Annotated in this window: 14 protein-coding genes; 13 read left to right on the top strand and 1 reads right to left on the bottom strand. The window is 68.8% G+C overall.

Features of this window, described 5'->3' with window-relative positions; translation table 11 throughout:
- Positions 1-85 precede the first annotated feature (85 nt).
- Together KV097_RS01805 and KV097_RS01810 are read left to right on the top strand one after the other, a co-directional pair.
- On the top strand, positions 86-3964 hold the full coding sequence (locus tag KV097_RS01805) for a DNA-directed RNA polymerase subunit beta' (protein WP_220342075.1): 3879 nt from the start codon (positions 86-88) through the stop codon (positions 3962-3964).
- Between the two features lie 130 nt (positions 3965-4094).
- The gene (locus tag KV097_RS01810; RefSeq protein ID WP_220345326.1) at positions 4095-5249 is read left to right on the top strand and encodes an acyltransferase family protein; all 1155 of its coding nucleotides are present in this window, start codon (positions 4095-4097) and stop codon (positions 5247-5249) included.
- Here KV097_RS01810 and KV097_RS01815 read toward each other — a convergent pair.
- Complete coding sequence (locus KV097_RS01815; RefSeq protein ID WP_220342073.1) at positions 5178-6371, bottom strand: hypothetical protein; 1194 nt, start codon at positions 6369-6371, stop codon at positions 5178-5180. The genes KV097_RS01810 and KV097_RS01815 overlap by 72 nt on opposite strands.
- A 141-nt stretch (positions 6372-6512) precedes the next feature.
- Here KV097_RS01815 and KV097_RS01820 point away from each other — a divergent pair, with 141 nt between their 5' ends.
- The 11 genes from KV097_RS01820 to rplW all read left to right on the top strand — a co-directional run bounded on the left by KV097_RS01820 (position 6513) and on the right by rplW (position 18702).
- Positions 6513-7802, top strand: a complete 1290-nt coding sequence (locus tag KV097_RS01820; protein ID WP_220342072.1) for a hydroxyacid-oxoacid transhydrogenase — start codon at positions 6513-6515, stop codon at positions 7800-7802.
- Positions 7796-10759 carry an FAD-binding and (Fe-S)-binding domain-containing protein gene (locus tag KV097_RS01825; protein WP_374106972.1) on the top strand — a complete coding sequence of 988 codons (2964 nt, stop codon included), beginning with the start codon at positions 7796-7798 and terminating at the stop codon, positions 10757-10759. The genes KV097_RS01820 and KV097_RS01825 overlap by 7 nt, the downstream gene beginning before the upstream one ends.
- A gap of 245 nt (positions 10760-11004) precedes the next feature.
- Positions 11005-11379: a 30S ribosomal protein S12 gene (gene rpsL, locus KV097_RS01830; RefSeq protein WP_139087780.1), complete on the top strand. Its 375-nt coding sequence runs from the start codon at positions 11005-11007 to the stop codon at positions 11377-11379.
- On the top strand, positions 11379-11849 hold the full coding sequence (rpsG, locus tag KV097_RS01835) for a 30S ribosomal protein S7 (protein WP_220342070.1): 471 nt from the start codon (positions 11379-11381) through the stop codon (positions 11847-11849). Before rpsL ends, rpsG begins: the two co-directional genes overlap by 1 nt.
- Before the next feature lie 79 nt (positions 11850-11928).
- The gene (gene fusA, locus KV097_RS01840; protein WP_220342069.1) at positions 11929-14037 is read left to right on the top strand and encodes an elongation factor G; all 2109 of its coding nucleotides are present in this window, start codon (positions 11929-11931) and stop codon (positions 14035-14037) included.
- 75 nt (positions 14038-14112) lie between these two features.
- Positions 14113-15306, top strand: coding sequence for an elongation factor Tu (gene tuf, locus KV097_RS01845; RefSeq protein ID WP_220342068.1), 1194 nt, complete (start codon positions 14113-14115; stop codon positions 15304-15306).
- A 140-nt stretch (positions 15307-15446) separates the two neighbouring features.
- Positions 15447-16358, top strand: a complete 912-nt coding sequence (locus KV097_RS01850; RefSeq protein ID WP_220342067.1) for a cation diffusion facilitator family transporter — start codon at positions 15447-15449, stop codon at positions 16356-16358.
- A 404-nt stretch (positions 16359-16762) separates the two neighbouring features.
- Positions 16763-17071: a 30S ribosomal protein S10 gene (gene rpsJ / locus KV097_RS01855; protein ID WP_039345402.1), complete on the top strand. Its 309-nt coding sequence runs from the start codon at positions 16763-16765 to the stop codon at positions 17069-17071.
- A 13-nt stretch (positions 17072-17084) separates the two neighbouring features.
- Positions 17085-17744 carry a 50S ribosomal protein L3 gene (rplC, locus tag KV097_RS01860; protein WP_220342066.1) on the top strand — a complete coding sequence of 220 codons (660 nt, stop codon included), beginning with the start codon at positions 17085-17087 and terminating at the stop codon, positions 17742-17744.
- Positions 17741-18400: a 50S ribosomal protein L4 gene (gene rplD, locus KV097_RS01865; RefSeq protein WP_220342065.1), complete on the top strand. Its 660-nt coding sequence runs from the start codon at positions 17741-17743 to the stop codon at positions 18398-18400. Before rplC ends, rplD begins: the two co-directional genes overlap by 4 nt.
- On the top strand, positions 18397-18702 hold the full coding sequence (rplW, locus tag KV097_RS01870) for a 50S ribosomal protein L23 (protein WP_220342064.1): 306 nt from the start codon (positions 18397-18399) through the stop codon (positions 18700-18702). The genes rplD and rplW overlap by 4 nt, the downstream gene beginning before the upstream one ends.
- Positions 18703-18723 lie beyond the last annotated feature (21 nt).

Genomic DNA, 18723 nt, shown 5'->3' on the forward strand with positions numbered 1-18723 from the left:
GTCGCCGGGGCGCGGCACTCTCTGAGTCCGCGCCCCGCCTCCGGCCTCGTCCACAGATTTTTCATCACGAAGGAAAGAAGACAACGTGCTCGACGTGAACTTCTTCGATCAGCTCAAGATCGGCCTTGCCACCGCCGACGAGATCCGTGGGTGGTCCCACGGTGAGGTGAAGAAGCCCGAGACGATCAACTACCGCACGCTCAAGCCCGAGCGCGACGGTCTCTTCTGCGAGAAGATCTTCGGTCCCACGCGGGACTGGGAGTGCTATTGCGGCAAGTACAAGCGTGTCCGCTTCAAGGGCATCATCTGCGAGCGCTGCGGCGTCGAGGTGACCCGCTCCAAGGTGCGTCGTGAGCGCATGGGACACATCGAGCTCGCCGCTCCCGTCACCCACATCTGGTACTTCAAGGGAGTTCCCAGCCGGCTGGGCTACCTCCTCGACCTCGCGCCGAAGGACCTCGAGAAGGTCATCTACTTCGCCGCGTACATGATCACGCACGTCGACGAGGACGCGCGTCACCGCGACCTGCCCTCGCTCGAGGCGAAGATCGACGTCGAGCGCAAGAACCTCGAGTCGCGTCGCGACAACAACATCGAGCAGCGCATGGCGAAGTTCGAGGAGGACCTCGGTGCGCTGGAGGCCGAGGGCGCCAAGGCCGACGCCAAGCGCAAGGTCAAGGACGCCGCCGAGCGCGAGGTCAAGCAGATCCGTGACCGCGCCCAGCGCGAGATCGACCGTCTGGACGAGGTCTGGAGCCGCTTCAAGAGCCTCAAGGTCCAGGACCTCGAGGGCGACGAGCTGCTCTACCGCGAGATGACCTACCGCTTCGGCAAGTACTTCGAGGGCTACATGGGCGCGCAGGCGATCCAGAAGCGCCTCCAGGACTTCGACCTCGCGGCGGAGGCCGTGAGCCTCAAGGAGACCATCGCGACCGGCAAGGGCCAGCGCAAGACGCGAGCCCTCAAGCGCCTCAAGGTCGTCTCGGCCTTCATGTCGGGAGACAACCGGCCCGCCGGCATGGTCCTCGACGCGGTCCCGGTGATCCCGCCGGAGCTGCGGCCGATGGTCCAGCTCGACGGTGGCCGCTTCGCCACCAGCGACCTGAACGACCTCTACCGTCGCGTCATCAACCGCAACAACCGGCTCAAGCGCCTGCTCGACCTCGGCGCGCCGGAGATCATCGTCAACAACGAGAAGCGGATGCTCCAGGAGGCCGTCGACTCGCTGTTCGACAACGGCCGTCGTGGACGGCCGGTCACCGGACCGGGCAACCGCCCGCTCAAGTCGATCTCCGACATGCTCAAGGGCAAGCAGGGTCGCTTCCGCCAGAACCTGCTCGGCAAGCGCGTCGACTACTCGGGCCGTTCGGTCATCGTCGTCGGCCCGCAGCTCAAGCTGCACCAGTGCGGTCTGCCCAAGCAGATGGCGATCGAGCTGTTCAAGCCGTTCGTGATGAAGCGTCTGGTCGACCTGAACCACGCGCAGAACATCAAGTCGGCCAAGCGCATGGTCGAGCGCGGCGCGCGCGCCGAGGTGTGGGACGTCCTCGAAGAGGTCATCTCCGAGCACCCGGTGCTGCTCAACCGTGCACCCACCCTGCACCGACTGGGCATCCAGGCGTTCGAGCCGCAGCTCATCGAGGGCAAGGCCATCCAGATCCACCCGCTCGTCTGCTCGGCCTTCAACGCCGACTTCGACGGTGACCAGATGGCCGTCCACCTCCCGCTGTCGGCCGAGGCGCAGGCTGAGGCACGCGTCCTCATGCTGTCGACCAACAACATCCTCAAGCCCGCCGACGGTCGTCCGGTCACCATGCCGACGCAGGACATGGTCATCGGGCTGTACTTCCTCACGCTCGAGCGTGACGGACAGCCGGGCGAGGGCCGCGCGTTCTCCTCGGCGTCCGAGGCGAGGATGGCGTTCGACCGTGGCGAGATCGCGCTCCAGAGCAAGATCAAGATCCGGTTCCCCGAGGTCGTGCCCCCGGCCGACGTCGAGGTCCCGGAGGGCTGGAGCCGCGGTGACGCCCTGACGCTGGAGACCACGCTCGGTCGTGTCCTCTTCAACGAGGCGCTCCCGGTCGACTACGCCTACGTGAACTACCAGGTCGGCAAGAAGCAGCTCGGTGTGATCGTCAACGACCTCGCCGAGCGCTACAGCAAGGTCGAGGTCGCCGCGTCCCTGGACGCGCTGAAGGACACCGGCTTCCACTGGGCCACGCGGTCCGGCGTCACGATCTCGATCGAGGACGTCGTCACCCCGAGCCGCAAGCAGGAGATCCTCGCCATCTACGAGGATCAGGACGCCAAGGTCCAGAAGCAGTTCCAGCGTGGTCTGATCACCGACGACGAGCGTCGCAGCGAGCTCATCGAGATCTGGACCCAGGCCACCAACGAGGTCTCCGCCGAGATGGAGAAGACCTTCACCGAGGACAACCCGATCTGGATGATGATCCAGTCGGGCGCTCGCGGCAACATGATGCAGATGCGTCAGATCGCCGCGATGCGAGGCCTGGTGGCCAACCCGAAGGGCGAGATCATCCCGCGCCCGATCAAGGCGAACTACCGCGAGGGTCTGTCGGTCGTCGAGTACTTCATCGCGACCCACGGCGCGCGCAAGGGCCTGGCCGACACCGCGCTCCGTACGGCGGACTCCGGCTACCTGACGCGTCGCCTGGTCGACGTCAGCCAGGACGTCATCATCCGCGAGGAGGACTGCGGCACCGAGCGTGGTCTGCCCAAGCGGATCGCGGACCGTCTGCCTGACGGCCGGCTCGTGCTGGCGGAGAACGTCGAGACCTCGGCGTACGCCCGCAACGCGGCGACCGAGATCACCCACCCGGAGACGGGTGAGGTCCTTGTCGAGGCCGCCGGCGACCTCGGAGACCCCGAGATCGCACGGCTCGTCGCGGCCGGGATCGAGGAGATCAAGGTCCGTACGGTGCTGACCTGCGACGCCAAGACCGGCACCTGCGCCAAGTGCTACGGCCGTTCGCTGGCGACCGGCAAGCTCGTCGACATCGGCGAGGCCGTCGGCACCATCGCGGCCCAGTCGATCGGTGAGCCCGGCACCCAGCTGACGATGCGTACCTTCCACACCGGTGGTGTGGCCGGTGACGACATCACGCACGGTCTGCCGCGTGTCGTCGAGCTCTTCGAGGCACGTCAGCCCAAGGGCCGCGCGCCGATCTCGGACGCCGCCGGACGCGTGACGATCGACGACAGCGACAAGGCTCGCAAGCTCGTCGTCGTCCCGCACGACGGATCTGAGCCGCACGAGTACCCGGTGTCCAAGCGCTCGCGTCTCCTCATCGCCGACGGCGACGAGGTGGAGGTTGGGCAGCAGCTGACGCACGGCACGCCGGATCCGCAGGAGGTTCTGCGCATCCTCGGCGTCCGCCGGGCTCAGGAGCACCTGGTCGACGAGGTCCAGGAGGTCTACCGCAGCCAGGGCGTGGCCATCCACGACAAGCACATCGAGATCATCGTGCGGCAGATGCTGCGTCGCGTCACGGTCATCGACCAGGGCGAGACCAAGCTGCTGCCGGGTGACCTGCACGACCGTGCGACGTTCGAGGAGGCCAACCGTCGCGTGGTGGCCGAGGGCGGGCAGCCTGCATCCGGCCGTCCGGTGCTGATGGGCATCACGAAGGCCTCCCTCGCGGTCGAGTCGTGGCTGAGTGCCGCGTCTTTCCAGGAGACGACCCGTGTCCTCACGGAGGCGGCGATCCAGGGCAAGTCGGACCAGCTCCGTGGCCTGAAGGAGAACATCATCATCGGCAAGCTGATCCCGGCGGGCACCGGCCTCGAGCGGTACCGCAACGTTCGGGTGGAGCCCACCGAGGAGGCGCGCCAGGCGGCGTACGCGGTGACCGGGTACGAGTCGTACGACTACGACTTCGGCAACACCGGGGGCCAGTCCGTCGCGCTGGACGACTTCGACTTCGGCAGCTTCTCCGGCTGATCGACGAGGTCCTGACGAGGGCCCCCGGGAGCATCTGCTCCCGGGGGCCCTCGCACGTCGTGCACCGTTCGCCGCGTGTTCTCGGGCCCTCTCAGGATGCGTTAAGGAGCGGGTGGTTACGTCGTGCCAGATGTCTACGACGCTGATGCAGCCCCGAGCAGACGCCGACAGCTCCGTCGACGCAGCGGCCCGACCGGCGGCGCGCGATCCTCTTCTCGACAACGCCCGCTACTGGGTGATGCTCCTGGTGGTCGCCGGGCACGCGTTGCAGTACCTCCTCGACGTCCCTGCCGCCCGGGGCACCTACGCCTGGATCTACGCCTTCCACATGCCCGCGTTCGTGCTCGTCTCGGGCTACGTCTCGCGACGCTACGAAGGCTCGCCCAAGCAGACGCGAGCGCTCGTCACGACACTCGTCGTCCCCTACATCGTCCTCAACATCGGTCTCGACGGGTTCCGCGCGGTGCTGGACGGCAAGCCCCTCGACATCAACCTGCTCGACCCGGCGTGGTCCACCTGGTTCCTCATCGCCCTGGTCGCCTGGCGACTGTCGACCCCGCTCTGGCAGGTGGTGCGGGCGCCGGTGCTGGTCGCGATCGCCGTGAGCCTGGTGGCCGGACTGTGGCAGGTGAGCAACGTCGTCTCGATCCACCGCATCCTCGGTCTGCTGCCGTTCTACGTGGCGGGGATGTACCTGCGGCCGGCGCACTTCGCGTTCCTCCGCCGTCCGCTGGTCCGTGTCGTGTCGGCGCTCGCCCTGGCCGGCACGTTCGCCTGGTGCCAGCTGCGTCACGAGGGCTGGTACGTCTCGTGGCTCTACTGGCGTGACGCCTACGCCGAGTCGCCCCTCGAGGCCGACGCCCTGGGCGGCCTGACGACGCGCGCGGGCCTGCTCGTGGTCGGGTTCGCCCTGACCGCCGCGGTCCTGTCGGTCATCCCGCGGCGCGTCGACGTCACGACCGGCCTCGGCCGCCGCACGATGAACGCGTACTTCCTCCACGGGTTCGTGATCATCGCCCTGGCCCACGTCGGCGCGTTCGACCTTCTGGCCGAGCTGGGCCCGTACTGCGTGCCGATCGTCCTCGTCGGCGCGGCCCTCCTGGGCACCGCGCTGATGTCGGAACGCGTCGCGCGTGCCGTCGGGCCGCTGCTCGCCCCACGGATGGAGTGGGCGTTCCGCCGCCCGGCGGAACGCCCAGACGAGCCCGGCCGCTCAGCCGCGCGAGGGCGGGGCGTAGAAGAGCGCGATGTAGTTGCCGCGTCCGGCCTGGGTGAACGTCGCTGAGACGGTCGGGCCGTTCTTCGGCGTCACGGCGCGGTAGGTGGTGCTGATCTCGGTGCGGTCCTCGATGACGTCCTGGACGGGGTCGCCGGCCGTGCTGTAGGCCAGCACATAGCTGCGTGCGATCGCGTCGGCGTTGGCGCCGCGCTCGACGAGGATGCTGGCGAAGGCGGGCCGGTCGCCCGAGAGGAGCAGCGCCGAGTCGTCGCGCAGCTTCCACTGCGGGGTGATGAGGTCGCCGCCGGTGGCAACCGGGCGCGAGACCGGGAGCTTCGGCCACGTGCCCTCCACCTGCGGGGCCGGCGGCAGAGGCGCGGTCGTCGCCGGAACCTTCTCCGGAGCGGGCAGGACCTGCGGCTCGCCCTCGGCCGGGGTGTCGGTCTCCTCGTCGAGCGCCGCCCACACCGGCCGCATGTCGGGGGGATCGGTGGCCACGACGGTGTACGTCATCACCGGTTTGCCCTGGGCGCCGGCGGGGGACTGCTGCGTCCGCAGGTTGCCCGGGTCGATGGTCACCGAGACCCGGACCCCGACGTCCTCGGTGGTGCGCCCTGTCACGTCGAACGAGCAGCCGGTGTAGACGCCGTCTGACGCGGTGCAGAATCGCGACCACGCGTCAGGGTCGAGCTCGAGCGCGGGCATGGCCTCGGCCACCTGGGCGAGCACGTTGCTGAACACCTCGCCGGGGTCACCGTCGATCCTCAGCAGTGCCGTCGTCGTGTCGGGCTCCGGCGGCTCCGAGAGGATCGCGAAGCTGTCGTCGGTGGGGAGCGGGTTGGGGGGCTCGGTCGGTGTCGGTGTCGTCTCGCCCTGGTTCTCGACGGCGTCGGCGGCCGCCTCGAGTGCCTGACGACGCTCAGCCTCGGCCAGGACCGGCTCGTACGCGGCGAGCAGCTCAGGGCTTCGTTGACGCACGAGCGGTCCGAGCTGGGTCGCCCCGTCGGGAACGGTGAAGGAGTAGACGATGGGCGTGCCGGAGAAGCTCTCGTGCTGGGCCACGTCCACCTTGAGGCTGGTGTGGGTGGTCGCAGAGGGGTCGGGTCGTGCCGGCGCGAGCGGGCTGCACGCGCCCAGGCCGAGGACCAGGGTCGCTGCGAGCGCAGCGGCCACTGTCGACCGGTTCATCCGTCCACCTCCAGATCAAGCCCCCGAACACCCTAGAGCAACGTGGTCAGGTGCCCGACAAGTGCCCGTGACGCCGTATTGTCATCTACGCAACACGCGTACAGACGCGCCTGTGGGCCGTCGTGACCTTCAGGAGCCCGGATGCCGTTCGCCCAGCCGACCCGTCCCGAGACTGTCTTCACCTACGGGTCCCCGAGACTGAAGATCGGGTCCGGCGCGAGCGCGGAGCTCGGCTACGAGCTCGCGTCGCTCGGTGTGCGTCGAGCGCTGCTGGTCACCGACCGCGGCCTCGAGGCGACCGGTGTCCCCGACCGGGTCGTCGAGCAGGTCGCGGCCGACGGCGTGGAGCTGGTCGTCTACGCCGACTCGCACGTCGAGCCGACCGACGCGAGCCTCTCCGATGCGATCGACTTCGCACGCTCGCACGGTCCCTTCGACGCCGTGGTGGCCCTCGGAGGAGGCTCGAGCATCGACACCGCCAAGGCGGTCAACCTGCTCACGACCAACGACGGTGAGCTGATGGACTACATCAACGTGCCGGTGGGAGCAGGCCGGGCGCCGGCCAAGGCCCTCCTCCCGTTGATCGCGCTCCCGACGACGACCGGCACCGGGAGCGAGAGCACCACGATCTGCGTGCTCGACGTCCTGTCGCAGCACGTGAAGACGGGCATCAGCCATCCGCGGCTGAGGCCGGAGCTGGCGATCATCGACCCCCAGCTGACGCTGTCCCAGCCGCCGGAGGTCACTGCGGCCAGCGGGATGGACATCCTCTGCCACGCGCTCGAGAGCTACACCGCACGTCCGTTCACCTCCTACGAGCGCAAGGCCGCCTCGGAGCGCGTCCCGTACTGCGGAGCGAACCCCATCTCCGACGTGTGGGCCGAGAAGTCGATGAGCCTGCTCGCGTCGTCCTTCCGCGCGGCGGTGCACGACGGCGGTGACGTCGACGCCCGCGAGCAGATGGCGCTGGCCGCGACGTTCGCAGGCATGGGGTTCGGCAACGCCGGGGTCCATATCCCGCACGCCAACGCCTACCCGATCGCCGGCCAGGTGAAGGACTTCCGTCCCTCGGGCTACCCGCAGGACGAGGCGATGGTGCCGCACGGCATGGCGGTCTCGCTCACCGCTCCCGAGGCGTTCCGCTACACCTTCGACGCCGCGCCCGAGCGGCACGTGCGCGCGGCCGAGCTCCTCGAGCCCGGCGCCGCCCGGCCGTCCGACCTCGCCGACCTCCTGCCGCAGGTGCTCGTCCGCCTGATGCGCGACATCGGCATCCCCGCAGGCATCGGCGCCGTCGGCTTCGACAAGGGCGACGTCCCCGCTCTCGTCGAGGGGACGATGAAGCAGCAGCGGCTCCTCGCCACCGCGCCCAAGCCGGTGGACGAGGAGGCGGTGGCGGGCATCTTCGAGCGGTCGATCAGCCTGTGGTGACGACCTCCTCGGTCGATGCGGCCACGCTCGGCCTCGACACCGCCACGGCTCTGCGTCGCGCGGGGGTCGGCGACGTCGACGACTCCGCCCTGGCACGCGCGCTCTACAGCACCGACGCCTCGCTCTACCGTGTCGTCCCCCAGGTCGTCGTGCGGCCGCGCACCACCGACGAGGTCCTTGCGGTCGTCGACGTCGCCCGTGCGTCGGGGGTGCCGCTCACCTCGCGCGGTGCCGGAACGTCGATCGCCGGCAACGCGGTCGGCCCGGGGATCGTGATGGACTTCACGCGCCACCTCAACCGTGTCCTCGAGATCGATCGCGAGGCCCGTACGGCCCGGGTCGAGCCCGGCACCGTCCATGCCGCGCTGCAGCGGGAGGCAGCGCGGGCAGGGCTGCGCTACGGGCCCGACCCGTCCACGCACACCCGGTGCACCATCGCCGGGATGATCGGCAACAACGCGTGCGGGTCCCGCGCCCTCGCGTACGGACGCTCGGCCGACACCGTCGCCGCGCTCGACGTCGTCACGGCGAGCGGTGAGCGGCTCTCGCTCGTCCGGCCCGTGGCCGGTTCCGCCTCGAGCGGCTCCGGCTCGTCGCCGACGCTGGAAGCCCTCCGCGCCGTGGTCGGTGCCGACCTCGCGACGATCCGGACCGAGTTCGGGCGGTTCGGGCGGCAGGTGTCGGGGTACTCCATGGAGCACCTCCTGCCCGAGAACGGGTTCGACGTGGCGACCTTCCTCGCCGGCACCGAGGGCACGCTCGCCGTCACCCTCGGTGCGACCGTCGACCTGGTCTCCGATCCGCCGTACCGTGTCCTGCTGCTCCTGGGCTACCCGACGATGGCCGACGCTGCCGACGACGTGCTGGCGATCCTCCCGCACGACCCGACCGCCTGCGAGGGCCTCGACGCCCGGATCGTCGACGTCGTCCGTGCCCAGCGCGGTCCCGCGTCCGTCCCCGAGCTGCCGGCCGGCTCCGGATGGATGTTCGTCGAGCTGTCCGGAGGCTCGCCGGGCGAGCTCGAGGCGCGTGCCGCGGCCGTCGCCGCCGGTGTCGGCACCCGTTCGACGCGGCTGGTCACCGACGTCGCCGAGCAGGCCGCCCTGTGGCGCATCAGGGAGGAGGGGGCCGGCCTCGCGGCACGGTCGCTCTCACGTCCGGCCTATGCCGGCTGGGAGGACGCCGCGGTCCCGCCCGCGCGCCTGGGTGCCTATCTGCGCGAGTTCGAGGCCCTGCTGCGCCAGTACGACCTGGACGGTGTGCCGTACGGCCACTTCGGTGACGGATGCGTCCACGTCCGCATCGACTTCCCGTTCGCCGCGCCCGAGCACGAGGGCACGAGGGTGTTCCGCGCCTTCCTGCTCGACGCCGCCGCGCTGGTCGCGCGACATGGCGGCTCGTTGTCCGGTGAGCACGGAGACGGCCGGGCTCGGTCCGAGCTCCTGCCGCTGATGTACACGCCGGAGTCGCTGTCGCTCTTCGGGCGGGTCAAGGCGGCCTTCGACCCCGACGACCTCCTCAACCCCGGTGTGCTGGTCGATCCCGCCCCGCTCGACGCCGACCTCCGCGGCACCGGCGTCGGCCGAGTCCGCGACCGCCTCGCGCTCCGGCTCGTCCACGACGACGGCGACTTCGGCGCCGCGGTCCACCGCTGCACCGGCGTCGGCAAGTGCATCGCCGACAACACGGCGGCGGGCGGGGTGATGTGCCCGTCGTTCGTGGCGACACGCAATGAGAAGGACTCGACCCGGGGCCGGGCGCGGGTGCTCCAGGAGATGGTCGACGGCCGGGTGGTCGACAAGGGCTGGAAGGATCCGGCGGTGCACGAGGCGCTCGACCTCTGCCTCTCCTGCAAGGGGTGTGCCAGGGACTGCCCGACCGGGATCGACATGGCGACCTACAAGGCGGAGGTGCTCCACCAGACCTACCGACGTCGTCTCCGGCCGCGCAGCCACTACGCCCTGGGCCTGCTCCCGCTCTGGGCGCGCCTGTCCTCGCCGGTGGCGAGGCTGGTGAACGCCCTGCTCCGGACCCCGGGCCTGCGGCCGCTCGCGCTGTGGCTGGCGGGCGTCGACCCCCGGCGCAGCATCCCGCGCTTCGCCTCGACCACGCTCCGTCGCTGGAGTCGCGGGGAGGGCACGGCGACCCGGGGGAGCGATGCCGCCGCGCTGCACGACACCTCCGGGGCGGACCGTCCTGAGGTGCTGATCTGGGCCGACTCGTTCACCAACTACTTCCACACCGCGCCCGGGCAGGCCGCTGTCCGCGTGCTCGAGGCGGCGGGCTACCGGGTCCGGCTGCTCGACAAGTCGGTGTGCTGCGGGCTCACGTGGATCTCCACCGGTCAGCTCGACGGTGCCCGCCGCAACGTCGAGCGCACGGTGGCTGCGCTGCACCCGTACGTCGCGCTCGGCACCCCCGTCGTGGGCCTCGAGCCGTCCTGCCTCGCCGTGCTGCGCTCGGACGCCGTCGAGCTGACCGACGACCCCCGCGCCGTCGAGGTGGCCGGGGGAGTGTTCACCCTCGCCGAGCTCCTCGCCCGGACCCCCGGATGGGTCGCGCCCGACCTGAGCGACGTGACGATCGTCGCGCAGCCGCACTGCCACCACGCCTCGGTTCTCGGCTGGCAGGCCGACGCGGCGCTGCTGCAGGGAGCCGGGGCTACGGTGACCCGGCTCGGGGGATGCTGCGGTCTGGCGGGCAACTTCGGGGTCGAGCGCGGTCACTACGACGTGTCGGTGGCCGTCGCGGAGCACCAGCTGCTCCCCGCCGTACGCGAGGCGCCCGAGGGGAGCGTCGTGCTGGCGGACGGGTTCTCGTGCCGGACCCAGCTGGACGATCTCGCCGGCGTCCAGGCCCTCCACCTGGCCGAGCTGCTGGGCCGCCACCCCTCGCGCGAGGGCCGTGGTGAGGGCGCCCCCCGAACCCGTTTTGACCCCTCACGAGGCACCCGGTAGTCTTGGACATTGTGCCGTGGACTCGTGTCCGTGTGCACTGATTCGCGTGTCGCCGCACCGTCGGTCGAGTCGCGCGACCTGGCCTCGCAGCCGGGCCGTGCGGACGAGGTGCAGGACCGCGAGCAGCAACACCTACCATCGCACGACGCGGTGGCGGCACGCCCCGAGCGCGCCGCCGGACGACGCCTGCGGCGGGGACGAAGAGAGCTACAGAGACAGAGCCGGACAGAAGAAAGAAGCATGTAGTGCCAACGATCCAGCAGTTGGTCCGCAAGGGCCGTCAGGACAAGGTGGCGAAGACCAAGACGCCCGCCCTGAAGGGTTCGCCCCAGCGTCGCGGAGTGTGCACCCGCGTGTACACGACGACGCCGAAGAAGCCGAACTCTGCGCTGCGCAAGGTTGCTCGCGTCCGGCTGAGCAGCGGCATCGAGGTCACGGCCTACATTCCCGGTGAGGGTCACAACCTGCAGGAGCACTCGATCGTGCTCGTTCGCGGTGGCCGTGTGAAGGACCTCCCGGGTGTGCGATACAAGATCATCCGCGGCGCGCTGGACACCCAGGGTGTCAAGAGCCGCAAGCAGGCTCGCAGCCGCTACGGCGCGAAGAAGGAGAAGAGCTGATGCCGCGCAAGGGTCCAGCACCGAAGCGTCCCACCGAGGCCGATCCGGTCTACTCGAGCCCCCTGGTCACGCAGCTGATCAACAAGGTCCTCGAGGACGGCAAGAAGCAGGTCGCCCAGCGCATCGTCTACAGCGCGCTCGAAGGCTCGCGTGAGAAGTCCGGCACCGACCCGGTCATCACGCTGAAGCGCGCGCTCGACAACGTCAAGCCGACCCTCGAGGTCAAGTCCCGCCGTGTCGGCGGTGCGACCTACCAGGTCCCGATCGAGGTCCGCGCCTCACGCGCCAACACCCTCGCTCTTCGCTGGCTCGTCCGGTTCGCCAGCGAGCGTCGCGAGAAGACCATGGCCGAGCGCCTGATGAACGAGCTGCTCGACGCCTCGAACGGTCTGGGCGGCGCAGTCAAGAAGCGTGAGGACACGCACAAGATGGCCGAGGCCAACAAGGCCTTCGCCCACTACCGCTGGTGACGGCGTGCCGTAGGCCCGTCACGGGCCGGCGGCACCCATCTCCGGAATCGACTCACGACAGCAAGGGAAGTCAGCCAAGGTGGCCGTAGACATCACCACCAACCTCGCCACGGTGCGCAACATCGGCATCATGGCGCACATCGACGCGGGCAAGACGACGACGACCGAGCGCATCCTCTTCTACACCGGCATCACGTACAAGATCGGTGAGGTCCACGAGGGCGCAGCCACGATGGACTGGATGGAGCAGGAGCAGGAGCGCGGCATCACGATCACGTCGGCCGCGACGACCTGCTGGTGGAAGAACCACCAGATCAACATCATCGACACCCCCGGTCACGTCGACTTCACCGTCGAGGTGGAGCGGTCCCTGCGCGTCCTCGACGGCGCGGTCGCGGTCTTCGACGGCGTCGCCGGCGTGGAGCCGCAGTCGCAGACCGTCTGGCGTCAGGCCAACAAGTACCACGTGCCGCGGATGTGCTTCGTCAACAAGCTCGACCGCACCGGCGCAGATTTCTTCTACTGCGTCGACACGATCGTCGAGCGCCTCAACGCCAACCCGGCGGTGCTGCAGCTCCCGATCGGCGCCGAGGCCGACTTCCTGGGCGTCGTCGACCTCGTCGGCATGCGTGCGCTCACGTGGCGCGGCGAGACCGAGATCGGTGAGGACTACACGGTCGAGGAGATCCCGGCCGAGCTCGCCGACAAGGCCGCCGAGTACCGCGAGAAGCTGCTCGACACGGTCGCGACCGCTGACGACGACCTGATGGAGATGTACCTCGAGGGCGAGGACATCGACGTCGACACGCTGAAGGCGGCGATCCGTCGCGCCACGCTGGCCGACAAGATCGTCCCGGTCCTGTGCGGCACCGCGTTCAAGAACAAGGGCGTCCAGCCCCTGCTCGACGCGGTCGTCGACTACCTCCCCTCGCCGGTCGACGTCGGCTCCGTGGCGGGCCACAAGGCCGGCGACGAGGAGACCGAGCTCACGCGCCAGCCGACCGAGGAGGAGCCCTTCTCGGCCCTCGCGTTCAAGATCGCGGCCGACCCCCACCTCGGCAAGCTGACCTACATCCGTCTCTACTCCGGTCGCCTGACGGCGGGCACGCAGGTGCTCAACTCCGTCAAGGGCCGCAAGGAGCGGATCGGCAAGATCTACCAGATGCACGCCAACAAGCGTGAGGAGATCGCGTCGGTCGGCGCCGGCCAGATCGTCGCCGTGATGGGTCTGAAGGACACCACCACGGGCGAGACGCTCTCCGAGCCGAGCAACCCGATCGTGCTCGAGTCGATGACCTTCCCGGCTCCGGTGATCCAGGTCGCCATCGAGCCGAAGACCAAGAGCGACCAGGAGAAGCTCGGCGTCGCGATCCAGCGTCTCGCCGAGGAGGACCCGACGTTCACGGTCCACACCGACGAGGAGACGGGGCAGACCATCATCGCCGGCATGGGCGAGCTGCACCTCGACATCCTCGTGGACCGCATGAAGCGCGAGTTCCGCGTCGAGGCCAACGTCGGCAAGCCGCAGGTCGCGTACCGCGAGACCATCAAGCGCAAGGTCGAGAAGGTCTCGTACACCCACAAGAAGCAGACCGGTGGTTCGGGTCAGTTCGCCAAGGTCCTCATCAGCATCGAGCCCACGGGCCCGTTGGCTGGTGGAGAGGGCGGCTACGAGTTCTCGAACGAGATCACCGGTGGGCGCGTCCCGCGGGAGTACATCCCCGCCGTCGACGAGGGCGCGCAGGAAGCCATGGAGTTCGGCGTGCTCGCCGGCTACCCCATGGTCGACGTCAAGGTGACGCTGACCGACGGTCAGTACCACGACGTCGACTCGTCCGAGCTCGCCTTCAAGATCGCCGGTTCCATGGCGTTCAAGGAAGCGGCACGCAAGGCAGACCCGGTGCTCCTCGAGCCGATGTTCAAGGTCGAGGTCACCACCCCTGAGTCCTACCTGGGCGAGGTCATCGGCGACATCAACTCTCGCCGTGGCCAGATCCAGCAGATGTCGGAACGTTCCGGTGACCGGGTCGTGGACGCACTCGTTCCGCTCTCCGAGATGTTCGGGTACGTCGGAGACCTCCGGTCGAAGACGTCGGGGCAGGCGTCGTACTCCATGGAGTTCGACTCCTACGCCGAGGTTCCCAAGAACGTCGCAGAAGAGATCATCAAGAAGGCCAGGGGCGAGTGATCGCGGGCCTGACCTAGGCTTCGATCAGCTCAACCGCACGGCGCAAAAGCATCATTCAATCGAGGAGGAGCCTCAGTGGCTAAGGCGAAGTTCGAGCGGACTAAGCCGCACATGAACATCGGCACCATCGGTCACATCGACCACGGTAAGACGACGCTCACGGCGGCGATTACCAAGGTGCTGCATGACAAGTACCCGGACCTGAACGAGGCCTCGGCCTTCGATCAGATCGACAAGGCTCCTGAGGAGCGCCAGCGCGGTATCACGATCTCGATCGCTCACGTTGAGTACCAGACCGAGAACCGTCACTACGCGCACGTCGACTGCCCGGGTCACGCCGACTACGTGAAGAACATGATCACGGGTGCGGCACAGATGGACGGCGCGATCCTCGTGGTCGCCGCCACCGACGGCCCGATGCCCCAGACGCGTGAGCACGTCCTGCTCGCGCGCCAGGTCGGCGTGCCGGCGATGGTCGTGGCGCTCAACAAGTGCGACATGGTCGACGACGAGGAGCTCATCGAGCTCGTCGAGCTCGAGGTCCGCGAGCTGCTCAGCGAGCAGGAGTTCGACGGTGACAACGCACCGGTCGTCCGCGTTGCGGCCTTCCCGGCGCTCAACGGCGACGCCAAGTGGGGCGAGTCGATCATCGAGCTCATGAACGCTGTCGACGAGTACATCCCCCAGCCGGAGCGTGAGACGGACAAGCCGTTCCTCATGCCGGTCGAGGACGTCTTCACGATCACCGGTCGTGGCACCGTCATCACGGGTCGTATCGAGCGCGGCATCGTCAAGCTCAACGACACCGTCGACATCGTCGGCATCCGCGAGACGAAGCAGACCTCCACGGTCACGGGCATCGAGATGTTCCGCAAGCTTCTCGACGAGGGCCAGGCGGGCGAGAACGTCGGCCTCCTGCTTCGTGGCACGAAGCGCGAGGACGTCGAGCGCGGCATGGTCGTCATCGCTCCGGGCACCACGACTCCCCACACGGAGTTCGAGGCGCAGGTCTACATCCTGAGCAAGGAGGAGGGCGGCCGTCACACGCCGTTCTTCAACAACTACCGCCCGCAGTTCTACTTCCGCACCACGGACGTCACCGGCGTCGTCACGCTGCCTGAGGGCACCGAGATGGTCATGCCGGGCGACAACACCGAGATGTCGGTGCAGCTGATCCAGCCGATCGCGATGGAGGACGGTCTCCGCTTCGCGATCCGCGAGGGTGGTCGTACGGTCGGCGCAGGTCGCGTCACCAAGATCAACAAGTGATCTGAGCCCGGGGCAACCCCGGGACGGTCTCTGGACGAGGCCCCGCCCAGCTCGACGAGCTGGACGGGGCCTCGTCGTCTGTTCTCTGCCCATGGCGTGCGTCACGGCGCGCCACGGACCGGGCGACGTATCGTGAGGGCGTGGGACACGACCATGCGCACGGCACGCCGTCCGCCCAGCACCGTCCGCGTCTGGCGTTCGTGCTGGGCCTCACCGTGCTGGTCCTCGTCGTCGAGGTCGTGGCCGCTCTCCTGACCGGGAGCCTGGCCCTGCTGGCCGACGCCGGCCACATGCTCAGCGACACCTTCGGGCTCGCGATGGCCCTCGCTGCCGTGACGGTCGCGCAACGTGCCGGCAGCCCGCGTCGGACGTTCGGCAACCACCGCTCGGAGATCCTCGCCGCGGGCGTCAACGGCCTGGTGCTGCTGGCGCTGTGCGCGGTCGTCGTGGTCTCGGCCGTACGCCGCCTGGACGACGCTCCCCATGTCGACTCGCCGTGGATGCTGGCGGCGGGCGTGCTCGGGCTCGCGGTGAACGTGGTCGGGCTCCTCCTGCTGCGCAAGGGCTCCCAGGAGAGTCTCAACGTCAAGGGCGCCTACCTGGAGGTCCTCGGCGACGCGGTCGGCTCCGTGGCGGTGATCGTGGCGGCCGTCGTGATCATGGTGACCGGCTGGGACGCCGCCGACCCGATCGCCTCGTTGGCGATCGCCGCGCTGATCCTCCCGCGCGCCGTCGGGCTGCTGCGCGAGGTCGCCGACGTCCTCCTGGAGTCGACGCCGCGCGACTTCGACCTCGACGACCTCAGGGCCCACATGCGGGAGGCTCGGGGGGTCCTCGACGTCCACGACCTGCACGTCTGGACGATCACCTCGGGGATGCCGGTCATGTCGGCCCACGTCGTGGTCGCCGACGAGGTCCTCGAGCACGACGCGGGGCACGGGGTGCTCGACGAGCTGCGGGGGTGTCTCTCCGACCACTTCGACGTGGACCACTCCACCTTCCAGCTGGAGTCGGCCGGCCATGCGGCCACGGAGCAGCACACGCACCGCTGACAGCGCGCGGCCGAGCCCGTACGGCAGAGGCCGCCGGCGACGCCCGACGGCAGACCGTTTGGTTGTGTTCGCTACCGTGAGAGTTGGTCCAAGTGCGACGGATCCTGCTCCGATTTGGCAATCAGGGGTGGTGTCTGTCAGACTTGGAAAGTTGCTTCGGCGCGCCTTGCCGTTCCACTCCGGTGTGAACGGCGCTGGTGCGCCTGGTCCGAGGAAGAGCAGGCACATCCCGCACGGGGTGGGCGGCGTCCGGGGCCCAACCATCCAACTCCAGAGGTGTGAAGACTCGCGCGCGCTACAGCCCGCGACACGCCCGACCTCGGGGGTCGGAGGGGAGCAGCGCTCTTCCTCGATCCCGGGGTGGAGAGTCCGAGGCAGTACGAAGAGAAGGACGAAGCGAGAGCATGGCGGGACAGAAGATCCGCATCAGGCTCAAGGCCTATGACCACGAGGTGATTGACACCTCGGCGCGCAAGATCGTGGACACCGTCACGCGTACGGGTGCCACGGTCGCTGGCCCGGTGCCTCTGCCGACGGAAAAGAACGTCTACTGCGTCATTCGTTCGCCGCACAAGTACAAGGACAGCCGCGAACACTTCGAGATGCGCACCCACAAGCGCCTCATCGACATCATCGACCCCACGCCGAAGACCGTCGACTCGCTGATGCGCCTCGACCTTCCTGCGGGCGTCGACATCGAGATCAAGCTCTGAGGAACGATCGCTGATGAGCAACCAGAAGGCACCCGTCGGGCTGCTCGGGCGCAAGCTCGGGATGACCCAGACGTGGGACGAGAACAACCGCGTGGTTCCGGTCACCGTGATCGCTGCCGACACCAACGTCGTCACGCAGATCCGCACCGCCGAGACCGACGGCTACAGCGCCGTCCAGATCGGCTTCGGCGAGATCGACCCGCGCAAGGTGAACAAGCCGCAGGCCGGTCACTTCGACAAGGCCAGCGTCACGCCCCGCCGTCACCTCGCGGAGATCCGCACCGAGGCGATCGGGGACTACCAGGTCGGGCAGGCAGTCACCCCTGAGATCTTCGCCGCCGGTGACTTCGTCGACGTGACGGGCACCAGCAAGGGCAAGGGCTTCGCGGGCGTCATGAAGCGCCACGGCTTCCACGGTGTCGGCGCCTCGCACGGTGCCCACCGCAACCACCGCAAGCCGGGATCGATCGGCGGCTGCGCCACGCCGGGTCGCGTGTTCAAGGGTCTGCGCATGGCAGGCCACATGGGCACCGACCGTGTCACGGCGCAGAGCCTCACGGTGCACGCCATCGACGCCGACAAGGGCCTCATCCTCATCAAGGGTGCGGTTCCCGGCCCCAAGGGCGGCATCGTCATGATCCGCACCGGCGCCAAGAAGGGAGCCGTCAAGTGACCGCCAACGTCATCGACGTCGATCTCCCCCGGGACATCTTCGACGTCCAGGTCAACATCCCCCTGATCCACCAGGTGGTCGTCGCCCAGCTCGCAGCAGCGCGCCAGGGCACCCACGACACCAAGTCGCGTGGCGAGGTGTCCGGCGGCGGCAGGAAGCCGTACCGCCAGAAGGGCACCGGCCGCGCCCGTCAGGGCTCGATCCGCGCACCTCAGTTCACCGGTGGTGGCGTGGTCCACGGACCGACGCCGCGCAGCTACGACCAGCGCACCCCCAAGAAGATGAAGGCAGCCGCTCTCCGTGGCGCCCTCTCCGACCGGGCACGCAACGGCCGTCTGCACGTCGTCGAGTCGCTCGTGGGCGGCGAGGCGCCGTCGACGAGGGCCGCTCTGGCGACGCTCCGCGAGATCACCGCACGTCCGCGTGTGCTGGTCGTGGTGGAGAGCACCGACCAGACCACGGTGAAGAGCCTGCGCAACGTCGCCGGCACCCACCTGATCGGGCTCGACCAGCTCAACACGTACGACGTCCTGCTCAGCGACGACGTGGTCTTCACCAAGGCCGCGTTCGACGCCTTCGTCGCGCTCCGCTCCAACGGGGACGCCGAGACCGTCAAGCTGAGCGAGGTCGCTACCGCGAAGGACGGTGACAAGTGAGCACGCTGCACAAGGACCCGCGCGACATCCTGCTCGGGCCGGTCGTGAGCGAGAAGAGCTACGGGCTGCTCGACGAGAACAAGTACACGTTCATCGTCCGTCCGGATGCCAACAAGACCGAGATCAAGATCGCCGTGGAGAAGATCTTCGGCGTCACGGTCACCGCGGTGAACACCCAGAACCGCAAGGGCAAGACGCGTCGTACCCGCAACGGCACCGGCAAGCGTGCCGATGTCAAGCGCGCGATCGTGAGCGTCGCTCCGGGTCAGAGCATCGACATCTTCGCTGCGCCTGGCGCCTGAACGAACGAGGACTGAGTACGT

The organism is Mumia sp. zg.B17, assembly GCF_019550915.1.
Classification (GTDB): Bacteria; Actinomycetota; Actinomycetes; order Propionibacteriales; family Nocardioidaceae; genus Mumia.

Excerpts from the sequence above, each read along its gene's own strand:
- KV097_RS01820 (WP_220342072.1), top strand. The coding sequence starts at position 6,513 with ATGCCGTTCGCCCAGCCGACCCGTCCCGAGACTGTCTTCACCTACGGG.
- KV097_RS01810 (WP_220345326.1), top strand. The coding sequence starts at position 4,095 with ATGTCTACGACGCTGATGCAGCCCCGAGCAGACGCCGACAGCTCCGTC.
- rpsG (WP_220342070.1), top strand. The coding sequence starts at position 11,379 with ATGCCGCGCAAGGGTCCAGCACCGAAGCGTCCCACCGAGGCCGATCCG.
- rplC (WP_220342066.1), top strand. The coding sequence starts at position 17,085 with ATGAGCAACCAGAAGGCACCCGTCGGGCTGCTCGGGCGCAAGCTCGGG.
- KV097_RS01815 (WP_220342073.1), bottom strand. The coding sequence starts at position 6,371 with ATGAACCGGTCGACAGTGGCCGCTGCGCTCGCAGCGACCCTGGTCCTC.
- rpsJ (WP_039345402.1), top strand. The coding sequence starts at position 16,763 with ATGGCGGGACAGAAGATCCGCATCAGGCTCAAGGCCTATGACCACGAG.